The sequence below is a fragment of the Tabrizicola sp. genome (genome assembly GCF_016793705.1).
Lineage (GTDB): Bacteria > Pseudomonadota > Alphaproteobacteria > Rhodobacterales > Rhodobacteraceae > Tabrizicola.
Genome location: NZ_JAEULO010000068.1, coordinates 168,565 through 192,238 on the forward strand (window position 1 = coordinate 168,565; position 23,674 = coordinate 192,238).

The following is a 23,674-nucleotide window of genomic DNA, read 5'->3' on the forward strand; positions in this document are numbered from 1 at the left end:
CCCGGCGCGGCTGTCCGGCAAGCGCGGCGTCAGTTGTTCCCGCCCAGCATGCCATCCAGCAGTTGTTCGACGAGGTCGCCCCTGCGGGGCGCTTCGGTCACTGGCCCTTCCAGCACCGCGCCGTCCGGGGGCGGGCCGTCATAGACCGGGATGGATTCGCCGGTCGCCGGGTCGACGTAGACCTCGTCATAGGTCGGGGCGTTCGGATCGTCGAAATAGGGCACGTCCTCGGCTGCGATGGCACCCTCGCCGGTCCCGGTCCCGACCGGGGCATAGGTCGACTCGGGGATTTCCTTGATCAGCGGCTTCGCGGGCAGGCCCTCGTTGACCCGTACCATGACCTCGTGCCAGATCTCGGCCGGCAGTCCGCCACCGGTGACCCCGGTCAAGGGGCTGTTGTCGTCATAGCCCATCCAGACGCCGACCACGTAATCCGCCGTGAAGCCCACGAACCAGGCATCCCGCGCGCTTTGCGTGGTGCCGGTCTTGCCCGCGGCTTCGCGGTCCTTCAGCCGTGCCCGGCCCCCGGTACCGGAGTTCAGCACCTCGGTCATCATGTAGGTCAGCGCATGCGCCGCCTTCTCGCTGATCACCCGCTCGCCGATCCCGCCGCCCGCGCCGAACAGGGGCTCGTCCATCCCCTTCAGCTTCAGCGCGTTGAGCCCGTAGGGCGTCACCGAAGACCCCCCGTTCAGAATGCCCGCAAAGGCCCCGGTCATGTCGATCAGCGTCGATTCCGACACCCCGAGCGCCAGCGCCGGCCCGTCGGCAAAGTTCTGCGCCAGGCCGAAATCGGTCGCCACCTGCTTCACCAGATCGCGGCCCACGGCTTCCGAGACCCGCACCGCCGGGATGTTCCGGCTTTCGGCCAGGGCCTGCGTCAGGGTGATCTGGCCCTTGAAGGTCTTGTCATAGTTCTGCGGACACCAGTCGCCCGACCCTGCCGTGTAGATGCAGAGCGGCGTATCCTCGACATAGTCCATCGGGCTGTAGCCCAGATCCATCGCCACGGCATAGATGAAGGGCTTGAAGGTAGACCCGGTCTGCCGCAGTGCCTGGGTCGCGCGGTTGAAGTCGCCGGCGTTCGGCAGGTTCCGCCCGCCCACCATCGCCCTGACCGCGCCATCCGCGCTCATCACCACTATGGCGGCCTGCGCCTTGGAGCCGGACTTGACCTTGTTCTCGAAGACCCAGGCCAGCGCCTCCTCGGCCTTCTTCTGCAAATCCTGGTCCAGCGTCGTCTCGATGATCACGTCTTCCGTCGTGTCGCGCGCCAGATAGTCCGGCGTCGTCTCCATCACCCAGTCGGCGAAGTAGCCGCCCGATTTCTGCTTCGCAGCCTTCGACAGCACCGCCGGATTGGCCCGCGCCTCGTCGGCCTCGGCCTTGGTGAGGTAGCCCTGCTCCTCCATCAGCCCGATGACCACCGCCGCCCGGTTCCGTGCGCGTTCCATGCTTGCGGTCGGCGCATAAGTGGAAGGCGCCTTCAGCAGTCCCGCCAGCATCGCCGCTTCCGCCGCCGAGACATCCTTCGCCGATTTGCCGAAATAGCGCTGCGCCGCCGCCTCGAATCCCCGCGCGCCCGCGCCCAGATAGGCCCGGTTGAAATAGATCGTCAGGATCTCTTCCTTGGAATACTTCGCCTCCATCGCCATGGCGAAGGGCACTTCCTTGATCTTCCGCCACATCCCGCCCTTGCGGCAGTCCTTCTCGTAGTCGGCTTCCGACTTCCACTGCTTCGGGTCCCACTCGACCCCCAGGCACAGAAGCTTGGCCGTCTGCTGGGTGATCGTGGACCCGCCGTTGCCTTCGAACGCGCCCCGGCCTTCCGACAGGTTGATCCGGATCGCGCTGGCGATGCCGCGCGGCGAGATGCCGAAATGCCAGTAGAACCGCTTGTCCTCCGTCGCCACCACGGCGTCGTGCAGATAGGGCGACACGCTTTCCGCCGTCACCATGCCCCCGAAGGTCTCGCCCCGCCAGGCGAAGACCTCGCCGTTGCGGTCCAGCATGGTGACCGACCCCCGCGCGCGCCCGTCGATCAGGTCGGTCACTTCGGGCAGCTGCGCGTAGAAATACCAGACGATCCCGCCATAGATCAGCGCGCCGATCGCCGCTCCCCGCCAGGCGATGCCCCACAGGACGCGCCAGATCGCCGCGATCAGCCCGATCACCAGCCCGTGCTGCCGCCGGGGCCGGGGCGTCCGGCTGCGCTTCGGCTTGGCCGCTTTCGGAGGCGCAGGCTTCTTCGGCCCGCCGCCCGACGGGGCCGCGCGCGAGGAGGAATACCGTCTGTCCGCCACAAGGGGGCCGCGCCCCCGGTCTTTCGCTGCCATGCCTGCTCTGCCAACTCGTGACCTGGGCCTGTTCCAGCCCGTTTGGCGGCGACCATATCCCGGATTTGCCGGAAAGCGAAGTCAGGCCGACCACGATTCGCATCGCTTTGCCGCTCAAGAATTGGGCATCTGCCCCGAGAAGTGCAGAAATTGTGCACTTAACGACCTCTCCGCCACCTCCACCCCCGTCCATTTCTTGTGCAGGTGCAGCATTCGACCGCCTCATTCCCCACGAAGGGTTCGCCCTGATGCAACGGAACGAGGGGACAGAAGGTGAAGCTCATCATTGCAGCAATCAAGCCGTTCAAGCTCGACGAGGTCCGCGAGGCGCTGACCGCCATCGGGGTGCGCGGCATGATGGTGACCGAGATCAAGGGGTTCGGCAGCCAGTCGGGCCACACCGAGATCTACCGCGGCGCCGAATATGCCGTGAACTTCGTGCCGAAGGTCCGGCTGGAGATCGTGGTGGCCGATGCCCTGGCCGACCAGGTCGTCACCACGATCCAGACCACGGCCCGAACCGACAAGATCGGCGACGGAAAGATCTTCGTCCTGGACGTTGAACATGCCGTGCGGGTGCGCACCGGCGAAACCGATGACGACGCGCTTTAAGGGGCGGGAAGAGGGGAACACCTGAGATGAAACTGCAATCCAAACTTGCCGGACTTGGCGCGCTGTCTGCCGCGCTCCTGTCCAGCCTGCCCGCCTGGGCACAGGAAGCCACGGCCGAAGTTGCCGAAACCGTGACCGAGGAAGTCGTCCCGGTCATGGACAAGGGCGATGTCAGCTGGATGATGATCTCGACCGTGCTGGTCCTGTTCATGACCATCCCGGGCCTTGCCCTGTTCTACGGCGGGCTCGTGCGGTCGAAGAACATGCTGTCGGTGCTGATGCAGACCACCGTCATCGCCTGCGTGATGATGATCGTCTGGGTGATCTACGGCTATTCCTTCGCCTTCGGCGGCTCGACCAGCGCCTGGTGGGGCGGCACGGCCAAGCTCTTCCTGTCCGGCGTCACCGCCGACAGCATGGCTGCGACCTTCTCGGCGGGTTACGTGATCCCGGAATACCTGTTCATCGTCTTCCAGATGACCTTCGCCGCGATCACCCCCGCGCTGATCATCGGCGCCTTTGCCGAGCGGGTGAAGTTCACCGCCGTCCTCGCCTTCTCGGTCCTCTGGGGCACATTCTCGTACTTCCCCATCGCCCACATGGTCTGGGATGCGAACGGCTATCTCTTCGTCAAGGGCGCCATCGACTTCGCCGGCGGCACGGTCGTCCACATCAACGCCGGGATCGCGGCGCTGGTCGGCTGCATGGTGATCGGCAAGCGTGTCGGCTTCGGCAAGGACAACATGGCCCCGCATTCGATGGTCATGACCATGATCGGTGCCTCGATGCTCTGGGTCGGCTGGTTCGGCTTCAACGTCGGCTCGAACCTGGAAGCCAACGGCGGCGCGACGCTCGCGATGATCAACACCTTCATCGCAACCGCAGCGGCGACGCTGACCTGGTGCGCCATCGAAGGCATGGCGCGGGGCAAGGCCTCGATGCTGGGTGCGGCCTCGGGCATGGTGGCGGGGCTTGTCGCCGTCACCCCGGCCTGCGGCACCATCGGCCCGATGGGGGCGATCCTGCTCGGCGTGATCGTCTCGCTGGTCTGCTACTTCTTCGTGACCACGGTGAAGCACAAGATGGGCTATGACGACAGCCTCGACGTCTTCGGCATCCATGGCATCGGCGGCATCATCGGTGCCGTCCTGACCGGGGTCCTGTCGGCGGCAGCCTTCGGCGGGGTCAAGGGCGACGACTATGCGATGATGTCCCAGCTCTGGGTCCAGATCGAGGGCGTGCTGATCACGATCGTCTGGTCCGGCGTGGTGTCCTTCGTCGCCTACAAGCTGGTCGACCTGACCATCGGCCTGCGCGTCGACAGCGACACCGAGCGTCAGGGTCTCGACCTCATCAGCCACGGCGAACAGGCCTACCATAGCTGAGGGCATGGCCTGCCACTGAACCGGAACGGCCCGCGGAAACTCGCCGCGGGCCGTTTGCCTTTGCGGGACCCCGATGGCACCGCATGGCCTTCCCCAAGCCAAGGGTGCGGTCTAGGCTGGCGCTGTAGGAAGGGGACCGACATGATGACAACCACCTGGCAGTTCTGGGCCTTCCTTTCGGCCATCTTTGCCGCCCTGACCGCGATCTTCGCCAAGATCGGCGTCAGCGGCCTTCCCTCCGACTATGTCACCCTGCTGCGCACCTGCGTCGTGCTGGCCGTCCTGGCCCTGATCGTCGCCGGGACCGGCCAGTGGCAGAACCCCGCCCGGGTCTCCTGGACGACACTGGGGGCGATCGTCCTGTCCGGCCTTGCGACCGGCGCGTCCTGGCTCTGCTATTTCCGGGCGCTGAAGCTTGGCGATGCCTCGCGCGTGGCGCCGGTCGACAAGCTCAGCGTCGTGCTGGTCGCGATCTTCGCCGCCGTCTTCCTGGGCGAACGGATGTCGGCGGCGAACTGGACCGGAGTCGTGCTGATCGCGGCCGGGGCGGTCCTGGTGGCGCTGAAGGTCTAGGCAGGGCAGGGCGGCTCCGACCATGCATCCCGAAGGCAATCCCCTGAAAGGCGTGGCGCTGGTCGTGGCCGCGACCCTGCTTTTCGCCGGGGGCGATACGCTCGGCAAGCATCTCTCCATGCTCTATGCCGCGCCGCTGATCCTGTCGGCGCGCTACATCATCAATGTAGCCCTTGTCCTCGTCACCATGTGGCCCCGCCACCGCAGCGTCGTCTGGCGAACACAGCGCACCGGCCTCGTGATCCTGCGCGGTGTCCTCCTCGCCTTCGCGACCATCACCATGCTTCTCGCGCTCCGGGTGATGCCGGTGGCCGAGACGGTGGCGATCATCTACATCACCCCGGTCCTCCTCATGCTCGCCTCCGGTCCGATCCTGGGTGAAAGGGTCAGCCCGCTCGGCTGGCTCTGTGCGGCGCTGGGCTTCGCTGGTGTCCTCCTCATCGCCCGGCCCGGTTCCGGGCTCGACCCCTGGGGCGTGGCGCTCTGCCTCCTGAACGCCGTCCTCGGCAGCGGCTACCATCTGCTGACCCGCATCCTGACCCGGACCGAGACGACGATGGCGCTCCTCTTCCACACCGCGCTGGTCGGCTCGGTCCTGTCGGTCGGCATGGTGCTGGTCCTTGGCGTCCCACGCTGGCCCGATGCCCCGGATGCCGGGTTGGTGCTGGTCTACGCCACCTGCGCGACCCTCGGGCACCTGCTTTTGACCTCCGCCTACCGCGAGGCCCCGGCCTCCACCCTTGCGCCGGTGAACTACATGCACATCGCCTTCGCGACAGCTCTGGGCTGGCTGGTCTTCCACCAGCTTCCCGACGTCCTGGCCTTCACCGGCATGGCGCTGATCGCCGTCTCGGGTCTCTTGGCGGCATGGCGGGCCAGCCGGTAGGCCCGCATCGCCTATGCGCCTCGACCCGAAATCCTCGACTTTCCTTTCACATTTGCCCAAGTATCCCCGCCGGAGGCCCATCCGAGCCGGCTTGTGTCCTTCACACAAGCCGGCGAGACAAGGAGTCTTCGCGCCGCAGGCGCTCGATTTGACAGGCGCCCCCAACTCGCGAGTCATTAAGAAATCCTGAATGAAAAATGCCAAGATATTGAATCTAATGCACTAACAGATTTTGTCCACCGTGGACACTCTCAGAAGAATCCCCGCGGGATCAGCCGATGCTCGTAGGCCTCCCGTTCCAGCTCCTCCCGGAAATCCGGGTGGGCGATGGAAATCAGGGCCCGCGCCCGCTCGGCGATCGACCGCCCCTTCAGGTTCGCCATCCCGTATTCCGTCACCACATACATGATGTCCGTCCGGGGCGTCGTCACCACGTTGCCCCTTGTCAGCGCCGTCACGATCCGGCTCCGCCGCTCCCCCTTCTTCTCGTAGGTCGAGGCGAGGCACATGAAGCTTTTCCCGCCCTTCGACCCATAGGCCCCCCGCACGAACTGGAGCTGCCCCCCGGTCCCCGAGATATGCCGGAACCCGTCCGACTCCGACGCCGCCTGCCCCTGCAAATCGACCTGGGTCGTGTTGTTGATCGACACCACCTTGTCGTTCCGCATGATCATGTGCGGCAGGTTGGTATAGTCGACCGGATGGAACTCCACCTCCGGATTGCGGTGCAGGAAGTCGTACAGATACTGCGCCCCGAGCGCGAAGGTGCAGACCATCTTGCCCGCGTTCATCTGCTTCCGCGCCCCGGTGATCCGTCCGGCGCGATACAGGTCGACGATCCCGTCGGTCAGCATCTCGGTGTGGATGCCAAGGTCCTTCACCGGGCTCTCCGCCAGCAGCGAGCAGACCGCGTTCGGCATCCCCCCGATGCCGATCTGCAGGCAGGCGCCGTCCTCCACCTCTGCCGCGATGAGCCGGGCGACGGCCTTGTCGACTTCGGTCGCCGGGGCCTTCGGCAGCTCTGCCATCGGGCGGTCATGGCCGGGGATGATGTAGTCGACTTCAGAGACGTGGACCCCGGTTCCCTGGCCCATGACGTAGGGCAGGGTCGGCGTCTCCTCGACGATCACCACCTTCCCCCGCTCGACCAGCGCCCGCATCCACAGCACGTTGGGGCCGAAGTTGAAGAAGCCCTTCTCGTCCATCGGGGCGGTCTTGAAGACCACGATGTCCGGCGGGTCGATGAAGCGGCGGTAGTAGTCCGGCACCTCGCCCAGATTCACCGGCAGGTAATGCGCCATCCCGGCGTCATGCTTCCTTCGGTCGTAGCCGGAAAAATGGGTGGAGAACCAGTGGATGTGCTTCCCCTCCGGGTCCGCCTCCAGCACGGCGCGGGGGCGGGCGGTCAGGACCGACCGGAAGCGGATGTTCGTGAGGGGGCCAAGCCGGGCGGCCAGCGCCTCGTCGAAGGCGTCGGGCTGGCCCAGCACCGCCCCGTAGTCGAGCCACATGCCCGGCTGGACCAGCGCCGCCGCTTCCTCCGCCGTGATCCTGCGCGCCGCGCGTCCCATCGCCGCCCCCCGGTTTCGGGCCAGTCAAGCACGGGCAGGGGGTTCTGCCAAGCCTCAGGTGGAAAGGCTGATCAACGCGGTTCCGACGACTGCCAGTACCGCCCCGACCCAGGCGAGCAGGCCGGGCATCCGGCCATGCAGGACCCAGACCATCGGCAGGATCAGGATGGGCATCGTCGAGGAAAGCGTGGTCACGATTCCGACGTTGCCGCGCGCAAGGGCCGCCATCAGCAGCGACATGCCAAGCACCATGCCGGCGACGGAGGACAGGCCGATCCGCCGGATCGCGGGCAAGGACGGCAGCGCGGCAGGCCGAAGCCCCGGAAGCGCCAGAAGAAGGATGAAGAACAGGGCACCCGTTCCCGACCGCACCGCCATCGCCGCGACCGGATCGGCCCCGGCAAGCATCGCCGGGCGGGCCAGCAGGCTTCCGGTTGCCTGGGCAAGCGAGGTCAGGAGGCCGAGCCCGATCCCGATCCACAGGGGCTTTGGCACCCGTGCGCCCTCATCCCGCTTCGGGCCGATGACCGCCAGCATGATCCCGGCGACGATCAGCCCGACGCCGGCCGCCTGCTCAAGGCTGACGGTTTCGCCCCGGAACAGGAAGCCCAAAGCCAGGGCGAAGGGCGAGGCGGTGGTGAAAAGCAGCGCCGAAATGCGCGGGCCGGTGAACTGGATGGTCGCGATGAAGGTCAGCGAGCCCAGCATGATGCCCGATACGGACGAGGCGGCAAGCCAGAGGATCATCGACCCGTCCATCGTCCGCCAGCCGCCCGTCACAAGGACGATCGCGCCGGTCATCAGGAAGGCAAGGCCCATCTGCCAGCGGGACAGTTGCAACGGCCCGACCCGGCCCGAAACCGAGTTGATGAACATCGCGGAAGCAGCGAAGCAGACCGCCGCCCCAAGTGACAGGACGATGGCCAGCATGATGCGTCAGAGGACCTGCGCGATGGCGGCGGCCAGCACAGGAACGGTCCTCGCGTTCAGGCCCGCGATGTTGATCCGGCTGTCGCCGACCATGTAGATGCCGTGCTCTTCCCGCAGCCGGTTGACCTGCGCTTCGGTCAGGCCAAGGCGGCTGAACATGCCGCGATGGCTGGCGACGAAGTCGAAGCGGTCGGTGTTGGTCGCGCGGCGGAGTTCATCGGCCAGCTGTTTGCGCAAGGAAAGCATGTTCTGGCGGACGTCTTCCAGCTCCGCCTTCCAGTCTGCGGTCAGCGCGGCGTCTTCCAGTATCATCGTCACCAGCCGCGCGCCGTGGTCGGGCGGGAAGCTGTAGTTCTGCCGGTTGAGGAAGTTCAGGTTGCCCTGCACCACGGCTTTCCGGTCGGGGGAGGTCAGGGCGATCAGGATACCCGTCCGCTCGCGGTAGATGCCGAAGTTCTTGCTGCACGAGGCGGCAATCAGCACCTCGGGGAAGGCGGCTGCAATCTTGCGGGTGGCAGCCGCGTCTTCGTCCAGCCCGTCGCCGAAGCCCTGGTAGGCGAGGTCGACGAATGGGATGGCGCCCTTCTTCTTCAGAAGCGCGATCACCTGATCCCATTGCGAGCCGTCAAGGTTCGCCCCTGTCGGGTTGTGGCAACAGCCATGCAACAGCACGGCATCCCCGGCGCTGACGCCTTCCAGGTCGGCCATCAGGCCGGGAAAGTCGATGCCCGAGGTGGCGACGTTGAAGTAGCGATACTCGACCCCGGTCATGCCGAGGTACTTCACGATCGACGGGTGGTTCGGCCAGGTCGGTGCCGACATCCAGACGCGAGCCTTGGGGTTGGCCATCCGGATCAGCTCCAGCGCCTGTCGGATCGCCCCGGTCCCGCCGGGCGTCGCCACCGAGGCGGCGCGGTCGGCATAGCCCTCGCCCAGGATCATTCCCACCAGCGCGGCGTTGAAGGCGGGCTCGCCTGCAAGGCCGGTGTAGGTCTTCGTCGTCTCCGTCTCCCACAGTTTGTGCTCGGCCGCCTTCACCGCGCGCATGACCGGGGTCAGGCCGGTCGCGTCCTTGTAGACGCCGACGCCAAGGTCGATCTTCGTGGTCCTGGGATCGTCGCGGAACATCGCGATGAGTTGCAGGATCTTGTCCTGCGGCTGGGGGTTCAGGGTCTCAAGCATCATGTCCTCTGGCCGTCACGGCCCGGTTGCGACCCGCAGGTCGTCGTACATGCCCCATTCGGCCCAGGAGCCGTCATAGAGCGCATGGTTGCGGTGGCCGATCCGTTCCAGCGCAAGACTGAGGACGGCCGCCGTCACGCCCGATCCGCAAGAGGTGATCGCCGGCTTCTTCAGGTCCACCCCGGTCGCCTCGAATACTGCCTTCAGCGCGGCGGGCGGTTTCATCGTGCCATCGGGGTTCAGCACCTCGGCGAAGGGAATGTTCTTCGACCCCGGGATGTGACCCGAGCGCAGACCGGCGCGGGGTTCCGGCGCCTCGCCACGGAAGCGGGGTGCGGCGCGGGCGTCGAGGATCTCGGCCTCGCCCAGCTTGGCCGCATGGGCGACCTGGGTCACGTCCTTCACCAGATGGTTCTGGCGGGAGACGGTCATGTGCCGGTCGCGGATCACCGGCGGCATGTCCTCGATCTCGCGGTTCTCGGCCTGCCATTTCGGGAAACCGCCGTCCAGCACCGCCACGTCGGTCTTGCCCATCAGCCGGAAGGTCCACCAGACCCGCGCGGCCGAGAAGATCCCGGCGCCGTCGTAGACCACCACCTGATGCCCGTCGCCCACGCCCATCGCCCGCATCCGGCTGATGAACTTCTCGGGCGGCGGGGCCATGTGCGGCAGGCTGGAGCGCTGGTCGGAAATCTCGTCGATGTCGAAGAAACGCGCGCCGGGGATATGGGCGGCGGCATATTCCGCCTTCGCGTCGCGGTTCTGCGCCGGTAGATACCAGCTGGCATCCAGCACCCGCAGGTCGGGGTCGCGCAGGTGCCTCGCCAGCCAGTCGGTCGAGACCAGGGTCTTGGGGTCGTCCTGCGGCGAAGGGGTCATGGCGCATCTCCCGGGATCACCGGGATATATCCGCGCCTTTGCGCCGGGCGCAAGCGGCCTCGGCCGTGGTCAGGTCGCGCGGGGGCTCGCCTTCGCGCGACCTGTCGTATCGTGTTACTTCACCAGCGCCTTTTTCAGCATCCCGAGGATCGCCGTCAAAATGGCACCGCCGGCACCGCCGCCGACGACCGACTGGATGATCGAGCCGATGTCGAGGCTGGCAGCCGCATCCGCTGCCGCGCCCGCGTCACCGCCGAGCATGCCCATGAGCAAACCACCAAGGCCACCACCAACTGCACCCGCGACGGAATTGCCCGCCGTCCCGAGGCTCAGATTCTTCAGTCCCGCGCCTGCGGCGTTGCCGCCAAGCAGACCCGCGATGATCTGGATGATCAGGTCCATACCCATGACATTACCTTTCCCTACTGTCGCCGGTTCCCTGTCCGGTTGACCCGGCTTATGCCCCGGACTTTCTGTCCGGTATGGGAAATTCTGCCAGATGAACGCAATTCCGGCAAGAAATGTATGATTTGTGCAAATTCAGTCGCGGCTGTTCTGCTTCAAAAGCCGCGCCTTCTGCCGGTCCCAGTCGCGCTTGGCGCTGGTTTCCCGCTTGTCGGCCAGCTTCTTGCCCTTGGCGATGCCAAGCTTCAGCTTCACGATGCCGCGGTCGTTGAAATACATCTTCATCGGCACGATGGTCATGCCTTCGCGCCCCACGGCGGACCAGAGCCGCGACAGTTCCTTCTTTGACACCAAGAGCTTGCGCCGCCGCCGCTCCTCATGCCCGAAGGTCTTGGCCTGGAGATAGGGCGCGATGTAGCCGTTGATCAGCCACAGCTCGCCCCCTTCGACCGAGGCATAGCTTTCCGCGATGTTCGATCCGCCCTGGCGCAGGCTCTTCACCTCTGACCCCAGCAGCATGATGCCGGCCTCCAGATCGCTTTCGATGTGGTAATCGAAACGCGCCCGCCGGTTTTCGGCGATGAGTTTGGAGTTGGGATCGGACTTGGCCACCATGATCGCCGTGAGATAAGGTCTGGGACGGGCTTAGTCCAGAAGGTTCACATGCTTCTCCAAATCCTCCTGGGCTCCGGCCTTCTGGTCCTGAACGTGCTGGTGATGGCGCTGGCCGCGCTGGTGCTGGAGATCGCCTTTCGCGCCACGCACCCGTGGCTTGTCCGGCCGCCACAGCGCCCCAAGCTGGTGCTGATGCTGGTGGCCGTCGGCCTCTGGGTGCTGGCGGTGCTGACGCTGGGCATCTGGACCTGGGCCTGGGTCCTGTTCGAGACCGGCGTTTTCAAGTCGCTGGAGGAATCGCTCTACTTCGCCATCGAGGCCTTCTCGACGCTGGGACTGGGCGACGTGGTGCCGCACAAGGACTGGCGTATCCTGGCGGCGATGGCGGCGGTCAATGGCCTGTTGAGTTTCGGCCTCATGACCGCGCTTCTGGTCGAGGCGCTGCGGCAGGTGCGGCTGGCGCAACTGGAACGACGGCACAAGCCTTAGCCCTTGAGTTCCTCGGTGATCCTGACCGGCCCGACCGCGCCCTTCAGTTTGGCGCGGTAGATCACCACGCCTTCGGCCACCCGCATGACGTAGGTGCGTGTCTCGGCGAAGGGGATCGTCTCGATCCAGTCGACCACATCCACATCGGCGCGGCGCGGGTCGCCGAATTCGGTCATCCAGCGTTCCGGGCGGCGGGGGCCGGCGTTGTAGCCCGAGGCAACAAGCGCGATGGAGGGACCGAATTTTCCGACCATCTCGGCCAGATAGGCCGATCCCATGGTGACGTTGTAGGCCGGGTCCGAGATCAGCTTCGCCGCATCGAAGGGCTTGCCCAGCTTCTCGGCCATATGCTTCGCGGTGCCGGGCAGCACCTGCATCAACCCGCGCGCATCGGCCGAGGACCGCGCGGCAGGGTCGAACTCGCTTTCCCGGCGCGAGATCGACAGTGCCAGCGCGCGGCTGACCTGCAAGCCATCGGGCACGAAGTCCGGCACCGGGTAATAGGCATGCGGCAGGATCAGCCCGCGTTCGGCGGCCTGCTTGGCGATCAGCACGGCCAGATGCGGCTCGCCCCAGTCCAGCACCATGTCGGCCATCTGCGCCAGCCCGATCTCGTCCTGACTTTCGGCAAGATGCAGCAGGAACCGCTTGGCCAGCGTCCGGTCCCCCGCCTTCAGTAGCAGTTGCGTCGCCGCCAGCACCGAGGATTGCGCGTAACCCGCATCGCGCCAGTCCGGTGCCTTTGGCTTTGCCAAAAGCCGTTCGTCCAGCGACAGGCCCAGTCGTTCCGCCGCCAGAAGCCCGTAGAAGGCCGTCTGGTGTTTCGCCGCGGCCTTGTAGCTGGCGCTGCCGTCCTGCCCTGCGGCCTCTTCCGCGCGGCCGATCCAGTACTGCGCGCGGGCCAGGCTGATCGGGGTCGTCACCCCCGCCAGCAGGTGCTTGAAATGCTTCAGCGCCACCGCCGGGTCGTTGAGCCGCCGCAAGGCGATGAAGCCCGACAGGAACTCCAGGTCGGCATAGGCCGAGGCGCCGCTGTCGGTTTGCAGATGGTGGTTGGCGGCGATCCGGTAGGCCTCTTTCGCCCGGCCGTTCCGCATCAGATAGCGGGCCAGCACCGCGCGCCGTTCGGCCCAGGCTTCCGGGCGGCCCAGGCTTTCGGCGGATTTCGACCGTTCCAGGATCAGCTCGGCTGCCTCGTCATACAGGTCCTTCTTCATCCGCCAGATGAAACGGTCATAGGCAAGGCCCGCATCCGAGGTCTTCGCCTTCGGCACCGCCTCGATCAATCCGGTGACGCCCTTGCTTTGCGCCTGCAAGGCCAGCCGCGCCCGGGCCAGCGCGCGCAGGTCCTCGGGCACCCGCTTCAGCATCCGCTCGGCTTCCTTCGACCGGCCTTCCCACAGAAGGTTCTCCAGACGTAATTCATGCACGAAACCCACCGCTTCCGGGGCAAGGTCGATCAGCGCCTGCTCTTCGTCAGCCGCGAAGGGCAGGGTGGACCAGGCCCGCATCGCCTCGGTCTCGGCATCCGCCGCCCGGCCCGCGGCCAGAAGCGCCGTGACATAGGCGATGGCGCCCTTTCCCGTTTCCGGCGGACCGGCGTCGAACCAGGCGATGACTCGCGCCGGATCGGTCGACCGCGCCACGGCTTGCTCGCCCTTTTCGCGTAGCAGCGGCAGGCCGGGCCAGTCCGGGCGGCGCGAGAGGAACTCCTCATACTCCCCCAGCCGCCCCTCGCCCGCCCGCAGGCGCTGCCATTCGATCACGTCGCGCCCGACGCCCGAGGGGGCGACCGACAAGGCGCCCGCCCAATCCTTCTTCGCGGCCAGCTCCAGCGCCGTCCGCATCGATTGTGTGGTATCTGCCGCGCCCGGGTTCGCAAGGATGGCCAAGGCCACCGCCAGCGCCCGGATCATCTTTGTCCTGCCTGTCATGGCCATGAATCTGCCTGACACGACGCCCCTTCACAACCCACGAGTGCGTTAGCGGCAAGACTTGGCTTTGTGCCGGTCTGCCGCTATGAGAGGCGCGCTTTGCTCGGGCAATTTCGCCCCATCACGATAGGAGAAGCGTCATGATCAGAGGGTCCCTTCCTGCCCTGGTGACGCCGTTCAAGAACGGCGAGCTGGATCTGGTGACGCTGAAGAAACTTGTCGACTGGCACATCGCCGAAGGCTCGCACGGGCTGGTGCCGGTGGGCACCACGGGCGAAAGCCCGACGCTGAGCCACGCCGAGCACCAGAAGGTGATCGAGGAAGTCGTCGCTGCCGCCGCGGGCCGGGTGCCGGTTATTGCCGGGGCGGGGTCGAACAACACGGTCGAGGGCATTTCCCTCATGCGCCATGCCGAAAAGGTGGGGGCCACCGCCGCGCTGGTCGTGACCCCCTATTACAACAAGCCGACGCAGGCGGGCCTGATCGCCCATTTCACCGCGCTGCACGACTGCTGCGCGCTGCCGATCGTGATCTACAACATCCCGGGCCGGTCGGTGATCGACATGACGCCCGAGACGATGGGGACGCTGGCCAAGCTGCCCCGGATCATCGGGGTCAAGGACGCCACCGGCAAGATCGAGCGCGTCAGCCAGCAGCGCGCCTCTTGCGGGGCCGATTTCATCCAGCTTTCGGGTGAGGATGCGACTGCTCTTGGCTTCAATGCCCATGGCGGTGTCGGCTGCATCTCGGTGACGGCCAACGTCGCGCCTCGCCTCTGTGCCGAATTCCAGGAGGCGACGCTGGCGGGCGACTACGCCAAGGCGCTGGAGTATCAGGACAGGCTGATGCCGCTGCACGAGGCGATCTTCATCGAGCCCGGCCTCGTCGGCGCCAAATACGCGCTCTCGATGCTGGGTTTGTGCAGCGAGGAGGTCCGCCTGCCGCTGGTCGGGCTGACCGACGGGACCAAGGCGAAGATCAAGGCGGCGATGAAGCACGCCGGGCTGATCTGAGACAAGCTGCCTCGCGTCTGACCGCATCACGGCCGGCCAAGCGCAAGCGCGGCCGAAATCCTACAGCGGCCAGACGATCAGCAGCAGCGGCAGGCTGACCGCAAGCAGCACGATTTCCAGCGGCAGGCCCAGGCGCCAGTAATCGCCAAAGCCAAAACCCCCTGGGCCCAGGATGAGCGTGTTGTTCTGGTGCCCGATCGGCGTCAGGAAGGCGCAGGACGCGCCGATGGCCACGGCCATCAGGAAGCTGTCGGGATTGACGCCCAGCGCTGCGGAGATGCCGATGGCGATGGGGCAGAGGACGGCGGCGGTGGCGGCGTTGTTCATCACGTCGGACAGGAACATCGTCGTGACCAGCACGACAGCGAGGGCCGCAACCGCATTGTCGCGCGCGATCGTGTCGACCAGAAACCGCGACAGGACATCTGCGGTGCCGGTCGATTGCATCGCCTCGGCCACCGGGATCAGGGCGGCGAGAAGCACGATCACCGACCAGTCGATCGCCCGGTAGACCTGCTCCAGCGGCAGGGTCCGCGCCAGCATGGACGCGATCATCCCAAGGGTGAAGGCCACGGCGGCGGGCAGAAGGCCGAAGGTCACCAGACCCACCGAACCCAGCATGATCGCCCCGGCAATCAGTGCCTTGCGCCTGTCGGGGATGCGCAACTCACGTTCGCCCAGGGGCACGCAGCCGGTGTCGCCGATGAAATCCGCGATCACTTCTGTCGGCCCCTGCATCAGCAGAAGATCACCCGCCTTGAGCTTCAGCGTCCGCAATCGTGCCCGGGGCAAAGTGCCCTGACGCGAGACGGCCAGAAGGTTCAACCCATAGCGCGTGCGCAGGTGAAGGTCGCTGGCCGACGACCCGGCAATGCTTGAACCGGGCAAGACGACCAGTTCGCGCAGGACAATGTCCTCGGTGGCTCTTGCCTTGTCGGTCCCATCCTCGCCAGCTTCGGTCGTTGTCCCCGGATGGGCGCTGCCTTTGCCGGTTGGGCTGTCCTTGCCGGATGACGATCCCTGCTCCTCCAGCTTGATGCCGTAGACCGACAGAGCCTTGCCGACCGTATTCACATCCGCCTCCAGCACCAGGATGTCATCGGCACCGATGCGACGTCCGCCATGCGGCGCGTTGATGCGCACGTCGTTCGAAACGAGGCCGACGATCTGCGCGCCGCTGTTCTCGATCCCGCGCTCGAAGGCCCGGAGCGTCAGGCCGATGGCCTTGCTGCCCTTCGGCACCCGGACTTCGGTCAGATACTGGGCGGTCTCGAACTCGCCGCCCGAGATCGACTTGCGCGCCGGCACAAGGCGCCAGCCGAAAAGCGCGATGAAGGCGACGCCTGCCAGGGCGACCGCCACGCCGACCGGGGCAAAGTCGAACATGCTGAACGCGGCCCCGCCGGCCTCGACCCGGAAGCCCGAGACGATCAGGTTCGGCGGCGTGCCGATCAGCGTGGTCATGCCACCCAGGATCGTGCCGAAGGCCAGCGGCATCAGCACCTGTCCCGGGGCCAGGCCAAGTTGTCCCGCCAGCCGCACGGCAATCGGCATCAACAACGCCATCGCGCCGACGTTGTTCATGAACCCCGACAGAAGCGCGCCCAGACCCATGAGGGCGGTCATGCTCCTGAACCTCCCGGCCTTCTGCGGCAGGACCTTGCGCGCCAGCCAGTCGACCGTGCCCGAATATTGCAGCCCCTGGCTCAGGACCAGAACGCAGGCCACGGTGATGACGGCGGGGTGACCGAATCCCGCAAAGGCGTCGGAGGCCGGCACCAGCCCGCCGATCACGCAGGCCATCAGAGCGATCAGCGCGACGATATCGTGCCGGAACCGTCCCCAGAGAAACAGCACCATCGTCCCGGCTAGGATCGCCAGCAGCAGGATCTGGGGGGCCGTCATCCCGACACTTTCGCAGGGGCGGACGGGGCGACGGCAAGGCGGGGCGGATGCACGTTCTTGGGCCTTCTTCTGGGGGACAGGGCGGCGTCGGCACGGCGAAGGATGATCGGCACCACCGGCCCGGATGCCGACAGGATCGATCCATCGGCGCGCAAGATCAAGACCTTGAGCCGACGGGCGGGCGGGTCGCCTTGGCCGGTCCTTGCCATTCCCGCGCTGCTGGCACAGGTTGGCCGCCAGGCCCGGAGGCGTTCCATGCGCAGTTCGAAGACCATCCATGTCATCTCGGCCCATGCCGAGGGTGAGGTTGGCGATGTCATCGTCGGCGGCGTCGCGCCACCTTCCGGCACAACGCTCTGGGAAATGCGCGAGGCACTCTGGCGCGACCAGACCTTGCGCAACTTCGTCCTGAACGAACCGCGCGGCGGCGTCTTCCGGCATGTGAACCTCCTCGTCCCGCCCAAGGACCCCCGCGCGCAGATGGGCTTCGTCATCATGGAGCCCGAGGACAATCCGCCGATGTCCGGCTCGAACTCGATCTGCGTCGCGACCGTGCTCCTCGACAGCGGGATTCTCCCGATGACCGAACCCGTCACCGAAGTGCTGCTGGAAGCCCCCGGCGGGCTTGTGGCCGTCCGCGCCGACTGCAAGGACGGCAAGGCCGAGCGCATCCATGTACGGAACCTCCCCTCATTTGCCGACAGGCTTTCCGTGCCGTTGGACGTGCCCGGCCTCGGCAGGATCACCGTCGACACCGCCTATGGCGCCGACAGTTTCGTTGTCGTGGACGCCGAGGTGCTGGGCTTCACCCATTCGCCCGAAGACGCGCATGAAATGGCGAAGCTCGGCGTGCAGATCACCACCGCCGCCGATGAACAGCTTGGCTTCAGCCACCCCGAAAACCCCGACTGGCGGCATTTCTCCTTCTGTCTCTTCGCCGGCCCCCTGACCAAGGTGGCTGACGGCTGGGAGACGAAGCACGCGGTTTCCATCCGTCCCGGCAAGATCGACCGCTCGCCCACCGGCACCGCCGTTTCCGCCCGCCTCGCGATCCTCGCGGCGCGTGGCCAGATCGGACCGGGCGAGGTGCTGCGCGCCCGCTCGCTGATCGGCGGCCAGTTCGAGGGGCGGATCGTGGGTGCCACCAGGGTCGGGGACCTGCCCGCGATCCTGCCGGAAATCTCGGGCCGCGCCTGGATCACCGGCACGCACCAGCACATGCTCGATCCCGCCGATCCGTGGCCCGAGGGTTATCGGCTGAGCGACACCTGGGGCGCGCGGTGATCCTTTCCGGCCCGCTCGCCGAACCCTTCGTACCCGCCTCGCCGTGGGCCGCCGAGCGGCGCGCGATGTGCTTGAGGAGGGTGCAGCGATGACCGACAACCACCGCGGCGCGCTCTACATGACCGCTTCGATGGCGGGGTTCGCGGTCGAGGATGTCTTCGTCAAGGCGGCCGCGCGGGGCCTCCCCCTCGGCCAGGTTCTGCTGACCATCGGCCTGAGCGGGATGCTGATCTTCGCCGCCATGGCCGCCCGCCGGGGCGAGGCGCTCCTGCCACCCGCCTTCCTGTCCCGTCCCATGCTGGTCCGCTCTGCCTTCGAGGTGACGGGCCGCCTCTTCTATGGCCTCGCCATCACGCTGACCGCGCTGTCCACCACCTCGGCGATCCTGCAAGCCACGCCCCTCGTCGTCGTCGCCGGGGCGGCGCTGGTCTTCGGCGAAAGGGTCAGACCGCATCGCTGGCTGGCCGTGGTGCTGGGCCTCATTGGTGTGCTGGTGATCCTGCGACCGGGATCGGATTTCTCCGCCCTCTCGCTCCTCGCCGTCGTTGGCCTCCTCGGCTTCGCGGGACGCGACCTTGCGACCCGCGCCGCGCCAAAGGGCCTGTCGAACCGCCAGCTCGGCGCGCTCGGCTTCGCGATGCTCGCCAGCGCCGGGGCGATCCTGCTGGTCGTCACCGGTGGCGCGACGATGCCGACCGGACTCGGGCTGCTCTACCTGGCAGGCGGCACGGTCTTCGCGGTGGCGGGCTATCACGCCCTCACCTATGCCATGCGGACAGGCGAGGTCTCGGCCGTCACGCCTTTCCGCTACACCCGGCTCATCTTCGCCATGGTCCTGGCGATGGCGCTCTTCGGCGAACGCCCCGACCTCACCACCTGGATCGGCGCCGCGCTGGTCGTGGGCTCCGGGATATTCGCCCTGAAACGGTAGGGTGGGTGAAACCCACCAGACGCCGGGTTCAGCCCGATCCGATCCCTCAGAACTCCACCTCCGCCACCACGGCCCGGTGATCCGACGGCCAGGGCATGACCACGATGTCGCTCCTCGGCCCGTCCTCGCCGACGATGGCGGCGTCCCTCACCCGCAAGCCGTCGCCCTTTGCCAGCACGAAGTCGATCCGGTCGGGATGGTCGTCGGTCGCCGCCTCGTCATAGCTCGGCGTCCAGGTATAGGCCGGTTTCGCCACCGGGTCGGCATGGACGGCCCGGTAGGCATCGACGAACCCGGCCGCCACCAGTCGCCCCGTCGTGGGCCATTTCACCGCCACCGGGTGATGCCCCGCAGCAACCGCCTCGGGCGTCCAGTCATGCACCGAAGGCTCGTTGAAATCCCCCGTGACGAAAACCGCCGCAGCCCCCTCGGCAACCGCCATCTCCGCCTCCAGCAGGTCCAGCGCCGGCCCGCGGGTCTCGGTCGCAAACTTCAGCGCTTCGGCCTCGGTGGTGATGAAGGGTGCCGGGCCATATTCGATGCCCAGAAGCTGGTACGGCTGATAGGGTTCGTCGTCGAGATGGACGTTGAACAGCCAGACCGTCCTGCCGTTCACGTCCAGTGGCACCCCCAGCCCGTTCGGCGACTGCGCCCCGATCGGATAGCGCGAGATCACCGCATTGGCCCAGAGCGCGACATTGTCCCCGGTCTGGTCCACCACATGCCAGCCCAGCGCCTGCGCCAACGCCGGGGCGACGCTTTCGCCCACCGCCGGACAATGCTCCGCCGTGCAGGGATCGCTTTCCAGCCGGGTCTCCTGCAGGCCCACCACGTCGGCCCCGGCCGCCTTGATCGCGGCGACCGTTTCCTCGATCCCCTTGCCCTCGTTCGCGCCGCCGCCCCAGACGTTGAAGCTCATCACCCGCAACGTCTCGGCCCCCACCGGGCCCGCGCACAGCGCCAGAAGTCCTGCCAGTCGGATCATCATCCTTCCCTTCCCCCAAGGTTCCCCTTGCGGTCAGGCTAGCGCAAAGCGCCGCAACGGTCGACGGTTCCGACTACCCGCGCCGGAACCCCGCAATCGCCTCGCCCTGGTGGCGAAGCTTCTTGCCCAGTCCCATCTGGTCGATCCAGGCCTGCATCGCGGGCGAGATCGGGCCATAAAGATCCGTCCGCGCCAGCCGCGCCGCCGCGCGCAAGGCCACCATCTCCTGCCAGCCCATGATCAGGTCATGATGCCCGACCCAGGCTTCCGGCCCCTCGTAGATCGCCACCAGCCGCCGCTCCTTCGGGCCGGACCCGAAGAAACGGTAGCTGCGCAACCCCTCATGCCCTTGCAGCCGTACCCTGGGCACCAGCGCCCGCAACGCGCGGTCGAAGCCCGCAGCATCGCGCAGGGCGTAGAAATTGACGACGACGATCTCAGGCGTCATCGCGGAAGCGGTTCACGATGGGATAGCGTCGGTCCAGCCAGAACGCCTTCTGCGTGAGGCGCACCCCCGGCGCGGACTGGAAGCGCTTGTATTCCGCCAGATAGAGGAGGTGTTCCACCTTCTTCACCACGGCCCGCTCAAATCCCAGTGCGACGATCTCGGCAACCGCCATCTCCTTCTCCACCAGACACTCCAGGATCGCATCCAGCACCTCATAGGGCGGCAGGCTGTCGTCGTCGCGCTGGTTCGCCCGCAGCTCGGCGGACGGCGGGCGCGCGATGATCCTCTCCGGAATGACCTCGCCCGCCGGGCCTTTCATCCAGGCCCGGTGGTTCTCGTTCCGCCAGCGCGCGGTCAGGAACATCCGGGTCTTGTACATGTCCTTGACCGGGTTGTAGCCGCCGTTCATGTCGCCATAGATCGTGCAGTAGCCGACCGCCATTTCCGACTTGTTCCCGGTGGTCAGCAGCATCTCGCCGAACTTGTTCGATAGCGCCATCAGCATCAGCCCGCGCAGGCGCGACTGGATGTTCTCCTCCGTTATTCCGGCTTGCGTCCCCGCAAACAGGGGCGCCAAAGCCTCCCCTACCGCCCCCTGCGCGCCCGAGATCGGCACCGTGTCATAGCGGCATCCCAGCGCCTTCGCCGCTGCCGTGGCAAGCTCCAGCGACTCCGCACTGGTGAACTCCGACGGCAGCATCACGCAGCGCACGTTCTCCGGTCCCAGCGCATCCACCGCCATCGCCGCGACGATCGCGCTGTCGATCCCGCCCGACAGGCCAAGAAGCGCCTTCTTGAACCCACATTTCCGCATGTAGTCGCCCAGCGCCAGCACGCAGGCCCGGTAATCCGCCTCGCCAATCGGCGGGATTTCAGAAATCTCCCCCGGATCGGCCCGCCATCCCTCCGCCCCACGACGGAAGGTCACCATCACCTCCGCCTCGTCGAACTGCGGCAGCTGCGCCATCAGCCGACCGCCGGGGTTCAGCACCATCGAAGAGCCGTCGAACACCTGGTCATCCTGCCCACCCACCATGTTCAGGTAACAGAGCGGCAACCCCGTCTCGATCACACGGGCCACCATCAGGTTCAGCCGCAAATTCGGCTTGCCCCGGTGGTACGGAGACCCATTGGGGATCAGCAAAATCTCCGCCCCGGTCTCGGCCAGCGTCTCGGCCACGTCCGGGTGCCAGGCATCCTCGCAGATCGGGGTTCCGATCCGCACCCCCTTCACCACATAGGGCCCATGCACATCGGCCGAGGCGAACACCCGCTTCTCGTCGAACACCGCGTCATTCGGCAGGTGATGCTTCAACACCCGCGCATGTACCCGCCCGCCGTCCAGCACATAGTACCCGTTGTAAAGCCTGCCCCCCACCGGCACCGGCCCACCGATCCCCAGCGCCGGGCCATCGGCACAGCCCACCGCCAAGGCCTCCACCGCCGCAATCGCCGCGCTGACGAAGGCGGGCTTCAGGATCAGGTCCTGCGTCTGGTAGCCGGTCACGAACATCTCGGTCAGCGCGACCATGTCCGCCCCCGCCGCCCGGCCCTTGTCCCAGGCCGCCTTGGCCCGCGCGATATTCCCCGCAATGTCCCCCACCACCGGGTTCAGCTGCGCCAGCATCAGGTTGAACGTGTCGGTCATGCACCTGCCCCCACTAGATACACCATTTCTAGCAGACTGAGGCCCAAGGGAAAGTGGTTCCGGTCCGCTCCTCCAGCCGTGACCGCCAAATCCTTGTCACCTTGGAAACCGCCCCTTACCCTGCCTCCGATCACCGCCCGAAGGATTCGTCCATGCGCCTTCCGACCGCCTTCTTCCTCGCCCTCCTCGCCACGCAAGTGCAGGCCCAGGACGGCGAAATCATCACCAAGCAATACGACGACGGCTCGGTCTACGAAGGCACCTTCCTGAACGGCCGCCAGCACGGGACCGGCACCTACCGCCTTCCCTCCGGCTTCGAATACACCGGCGACTGGGTCGAGGGTGAGATCACCGGCCAGGGCACCGCCCGCTATCCGAACGGTTCGGTCTACGAAGGCACGTTCGAGCAAGGTCAGCCCGACGGCATCGGCAAGATCACAGCCCCCGACGGCCGCACCTATGAGGGTGACTGGGTCGAGGGCCAGATGACCGGCGAAGGGAAGGCCATCTATGCCAACGGCTCGGTCTACGAAGGCAGCTTCGTGAAGGGCACGCACAACGGCAAGGGCAAGCTGACCAACCCCTCCGGCTATACCTACGAGGGCGACTGGGTGCTGGGCGTCAAGGAAGGCACCGGCAAGATTACCTACCCCGACGGCACCGTCTACGAAGGCACCCTCGTCAAGGGCCAGCGCTCGGGCAAGGGCAAGCTCACCATGCCCGACGGGCTGACCTATCAGGGCGATTGGGCCGACGGCCAGATCAACGGCAAGGGCCTCCTGACCCAACCCAACGGCGACCTCTACGAGGGCAGCTTCAAGGACGGTTTGCGCGAGGGGCAGGGGAAGCTCACCCACAAGAACGGCGACATCTACTTCGGCAGCTGGGCCAAGGACCACCGCCAGGGGCAGGGCAGCTTCACCAGTGCCGACGGCTTCAAATACGAAGGCGCCTGGGTCGCGGGCCGGATGGAGGGCACCGGTTCGATCACCTACCCGGACGGCTCGGTCTACATCGGCGCGATGAAGGCCGACCAGCCGAACGGGCAGGGCGCGATCACCTACCCCGACGGGTCCACCTACCAGGGCAACTGGGTGGCCGGAGTGATCGAGGGCCAGGGCCGTGCCACCTACAAGGACGGCCGCGTCTACGAAGGCGCGTTCAAGCAGGCCAAACCCGAGGGCAAGGGCCTGATGACCTATCCCGACGGCTACCGCTACGAAGGCGACTGGGTCGGCGGTGAACGCCAAGGCATCGGCGCCGCGGTCTACCCCGACGAAAGCCTGTACAAAGGCGAGTTCAAGGCCGGTTTGCGGCACGGCCAGGGCGAGTTCTCCACCACCGACGGGTTCAAATATGTGGGCGCCTGGGTCGCAGGCCAGATCGAGGGACAAGGCGTGGCGACCTACCCCGAGGGGGATATCTACGAGGGGATGTTCAAGGCGGGGAAACGCGCGGGGCAGGGCAAGCTGACCTACAAGTCAGGCGAGGTGGCCGAGGGGGTCTGGCAGAACGGGATACTGACCGCGCCGCCCGAAGCCCCCGCAGAAGCGGCTCCGGTGGAAGGCGAGACCCCGGCAGCCCCCGCCGAAGGCACCACCCCGGCAGAACCCGCTACCAACCCGTAGGTCGGGCTTCAGCCCGACTCCGGTAGGGTGCGCTA

The 23,674-nt window shown here is 66.6% G+C and carries 21 protein-coding genes; 9 read left to right on the forward strand and 12 right to left on the reverse strand.

The genetic code is table 11. The annotated features are described in order from the left end of the window. Positions 1-29: 29 nt before the first annotated feature. The gene (locus tag JNJ68_RS18325; protein ID WP_294984873.1) at positions 30-2,336 is read right to left on the reverse strand and encodes a transglycosylase domain-containing protein; all 2,307 of its coding nucleotides are present in this window, start codon (positions 2,334-2,336) and stop codon (positions 30-32) included. 273 nt (positions 2,337-2,609) lie between these two features. On the opposite strand from JNJ68_RS18325, the gene JNJ68_RS18330 reads away from it, so the two are divergent. The 4 genes from JNJ68_RS18330 (at position 2,610) to JNJ68_RS18345 (ending at position 5,792) form a co-directional block, all read left to right on the forward strand. Beyond that, positions 2,610-2,948: a P-II family nitrogen regulator gene (locus JNJ68_RS18330; RefSeq protein WP_294984875.1), complete on the forward strand. Its 339-nt coding sequence runs from the start codon at positions 2,610-2,612 to the stop codon at positions 2,946-2,948. Positions 2,949-2,974: 26 nt separating this feature from the next. Then, on the forward strand, positions 2,975-4,333 hold the full coding sequence (locus JNJ68_RS18335; protein WP_294984878.1) for an ammonium transporter: 1,359 nt from the start codon (positions 2,975-2,977) through the stop codon (positions 4,331-4,333). 141 nt (positions 4,334-4,474) lie between these two features. Beyond that, on the forward strand, positions 4,475-4,906 hold the full coding sequence (locus JNJ68_RS18340; RefSeq protein ID WP_294984881.1) for an EamA family transporter: 432 nt from the start codon (positions 4,475-4,477) through the stop codon (positions 4,904-4,906). Between the two features lie 22 nt (positions 4,907-4,928). Beyond that, a complete protein-coding gene (locus JNJ68_RS18345; protein ID WP_294984885.1) occupies positions 4,929-5,792 on the forward strand; it encodes a DMT family transporter in 864 nt (287 codons plus the stop codon). Positions 5,793-6,043: 251 nt separating this feature from the next. Here the strand turns inward: JNJ68_RS18345 and JNJ68_RS18350 are convergent, their stop codons facing one another. From JNJ68_RS18350 to smpB, 6 genes are all read right to left on the reverse strand, one after another. After that, positions 6,044-7,363: an acetyl-CoA hydrolase/transferase C-terminal domain-containing protein gene (locus JNJ68_RS18350; protein WP_294984888.1), complete on the reverse strand. Its 1,320-nt coding sequence runs from the start codon at positions 7,361-7,363 to the stop codon at positions 6,044-6,046. 54 nt (positions 7,364-7,417) lie between these two features. Further along, positions 7,418-8,293, reverse strand: coding sequence for a DMT family transporter (locus JNJ68_RS18355; protein WP_294984890.1), 876 nt, complete (start codon positions 8,291-8,293; stop codon positions 7,418-7,420). Between the two features lie 6 nt (positions 8,294-8,299). After that, positions 8,300-9,475, reverse strand: a complete 1,176-nt coding sequence (locus tag JNJ68_RS18360) for an amino acid aminotransferase (protein ID WP_294985198.1) — start codon at positions 9,473-9,475, stop codon at positions 8,300-8,302. 15 nt (positions 9,476-9,490) lie between these two features. After that, positions 9,491-10,354 (reverse strand): 3-mercaptopyruvate sulfurtransferase, encoded by an 864-nt coding sequence (gene sseA / locus JNJ68_RS18365; protein WP_294984892.1) that lies wholly within the window; start codon positions 10,352-10,354, stop codon positions 9,491-9,493. A 114-nt stretch (positions 10,355-10,468) separates the two neighbouring features. Beyond that, the gene (locus JNJ68_RS18370; protein WP_294984895.1) at positions 10,469-10,756 is read right to left on the reverse strand and encodes a hypothetical protein; all 288 of its coding nucleotides are present in this window, start codon (positions 10,754-10,756) and stop codon (positions 10,469-10,471) included. Positions 10,757-10,894: 138 nt separating this feature from the next. Further along, on the reverse strand, positions 10,895-11,374 hold the full coding sequence (gene smpB / locus JNJ68_RS18375) for an SsrA-binding protein SmpB (protein WP_294984896.1): 480 nt from the start codon (positions 11,372-11,374) through the stop codon (positions 10,895-10,897). Positions 11,375-11,422: 48 nt separating this feature from the next. Between smpB and JNJ68_RS18380 the strand changes: the two genes are divergently transcribed. Next, on the forward strand, positions 11,423-11,863 hold the full coding sequence (locus JNJ68_RS18380) for a potassium channel family protein (RefSeq protein WP_294984899.1): 441 nt from the start codon (positions 11,423-11,425) through the stop codon (positions 11,861-11,863). Here JNJ68_RS18380 and JNJ68_RS18385 read toward each other — a convergent pair. Further along, positions 11,860-13,797: a lytic transglycosylase domain-containing protein gene (locus JNJ68_RS18385; RefSeq protein WP_294984901.1), complete on the reverse strand. Its 1,938-nt coding sequence runs from the start codon at positions 13,795-13,797 to the stop codon at positions 11,860-11,862. The two genes, JNJ68_RS18380 and JNJ68_RS18385, sit on opposite strands and share 4 nt — an antisense overlap. Positions 13,798-13,937: 140 nt before the next feature. Here JNJ68_RS18385 and dapA point away from each other — a divergent pair, with 140 nt between their 5' ends. Continuing rightward, complete coding sequence (dapA, locus tag JNJ68_RS18390; protein ID WP_294984904.1) at positions 13,938-14,810, forward strand: 4-hydroxy-tetrahydrodipicolinate synthase; 873 nt, start codon at positions 13,938-13,940, stop codon at positions 14,808-14,810. A 60-nt stretch (positions 14,811-14,870) separates the two neighbouring features. Here dapA and JNJ68_RS18395 read toward each other — a convergent pair whose 3' ends face one another. Next, positions 14,871-16,715 (reverse strand): SLC13 family permease, encoded by a 1,845-nt coding sequence (locus JNJ68_RS18395; RefSeq protein ID WP_294984907.1) that lies wholly within the window; start codon positions 16,713-16,715, stop codon positions 14,871-14,873. Between the two features lie 255 nt (positions 16,716-16,970). On the opposite strand from JNJ68_RS18395, the gene JNJ68_RS18400 reads away from it, so the two are divergent. Together JNJ68_RS18400 and JNJ68_RS18405 are read left to right on the forward strand one after the other, a co-directional pair. Then, a complete protein-coding gene (locus JNJ68_RS18400) occupies positions 16,971-17,999 on the forward strand; it encodes a proline racemase family protein (protein WP_294984909.1) in 1,029 nt (342 codons plus the stop codon). 88 nt (positions 18,000-18,087) lie between these two features. Then, the gene (locus tag JNJ68_RS18405) at positions 18,088-18,930 is read left to right on the forward strand and encodes a DMT family transporter (RefSeq protein ID WP_294984912.1); all 843 of its coding nucleotides are present in this window, start codon (positions 18,088-18,090) and stop codon (positions 18,928-18,930) included. A 46-nt stretch (positions 18,931-18,976) separates the two neighbouring features. On the opposite strand, the gene JNJ68_RS18410 is transcribed toward JNJ68_RS18405, so the two are convergent. From JNJ68_RS18410 to JNJ68_RS18420, 3 genes are all read right to left on the reverse strand, one after another. Further along, positions 18,977-19,915, reverse strand: coding sequence for an endonuclease/exonuclease/phosphatase family protein (locus JNJ68_RS18410; RefSeq protein WP_294984915.1), 939 nt, complete (start codon positions 19,913-19,915; stop codon positions 18,977-18,979). A 73-nt stretch (positions 19,916-19,988) separates the two neighbouring features. Further along, positions 19,989-20,363, reverse strand: a complete 375-nt coding sequence (locus JNJ68_RS18415) for a hypothetical protein (protein ID WP_294984917.1) — start codon at positions 20,361-20,363, stop codon at positions 19,989-19,991. Further along, positions 20,353-22,011: an NAD+ synthase gene (locus JNJ68_RS18420; RefSeq protein ID WP_294984920.1), complete on the reverse strand. Its 1,659-nt coding sequence runs from the start codon at positions 22,009-22,011 to the stop codon at positions 20,353-20,355. Before JNJ68_RS18420 ends, JNJ68_RS18415 begins: the two co-directional genes overlap by 11 nt. 152 nt (positions 22,012-22,163) lie before the next feature. Between JNJ68_RS18420 and JNJ68_RS18425 the strand changes: the two genes are divergently transcribed. Next, the gene (locus JNJ68_RS18425) at positions 22,164-23,639 is read left to right on the forward strand and encodes a 2-isopropylmalate synthase (protein ID WP_294984923.1); all 1,476 of its coding nucleotides are present in this window, start codon (positions 22,164-22,166) and stop codon (positions 23,637-23,639) included. Positions 23,640-23,674 lie beyond the last annotated feature (35 nt).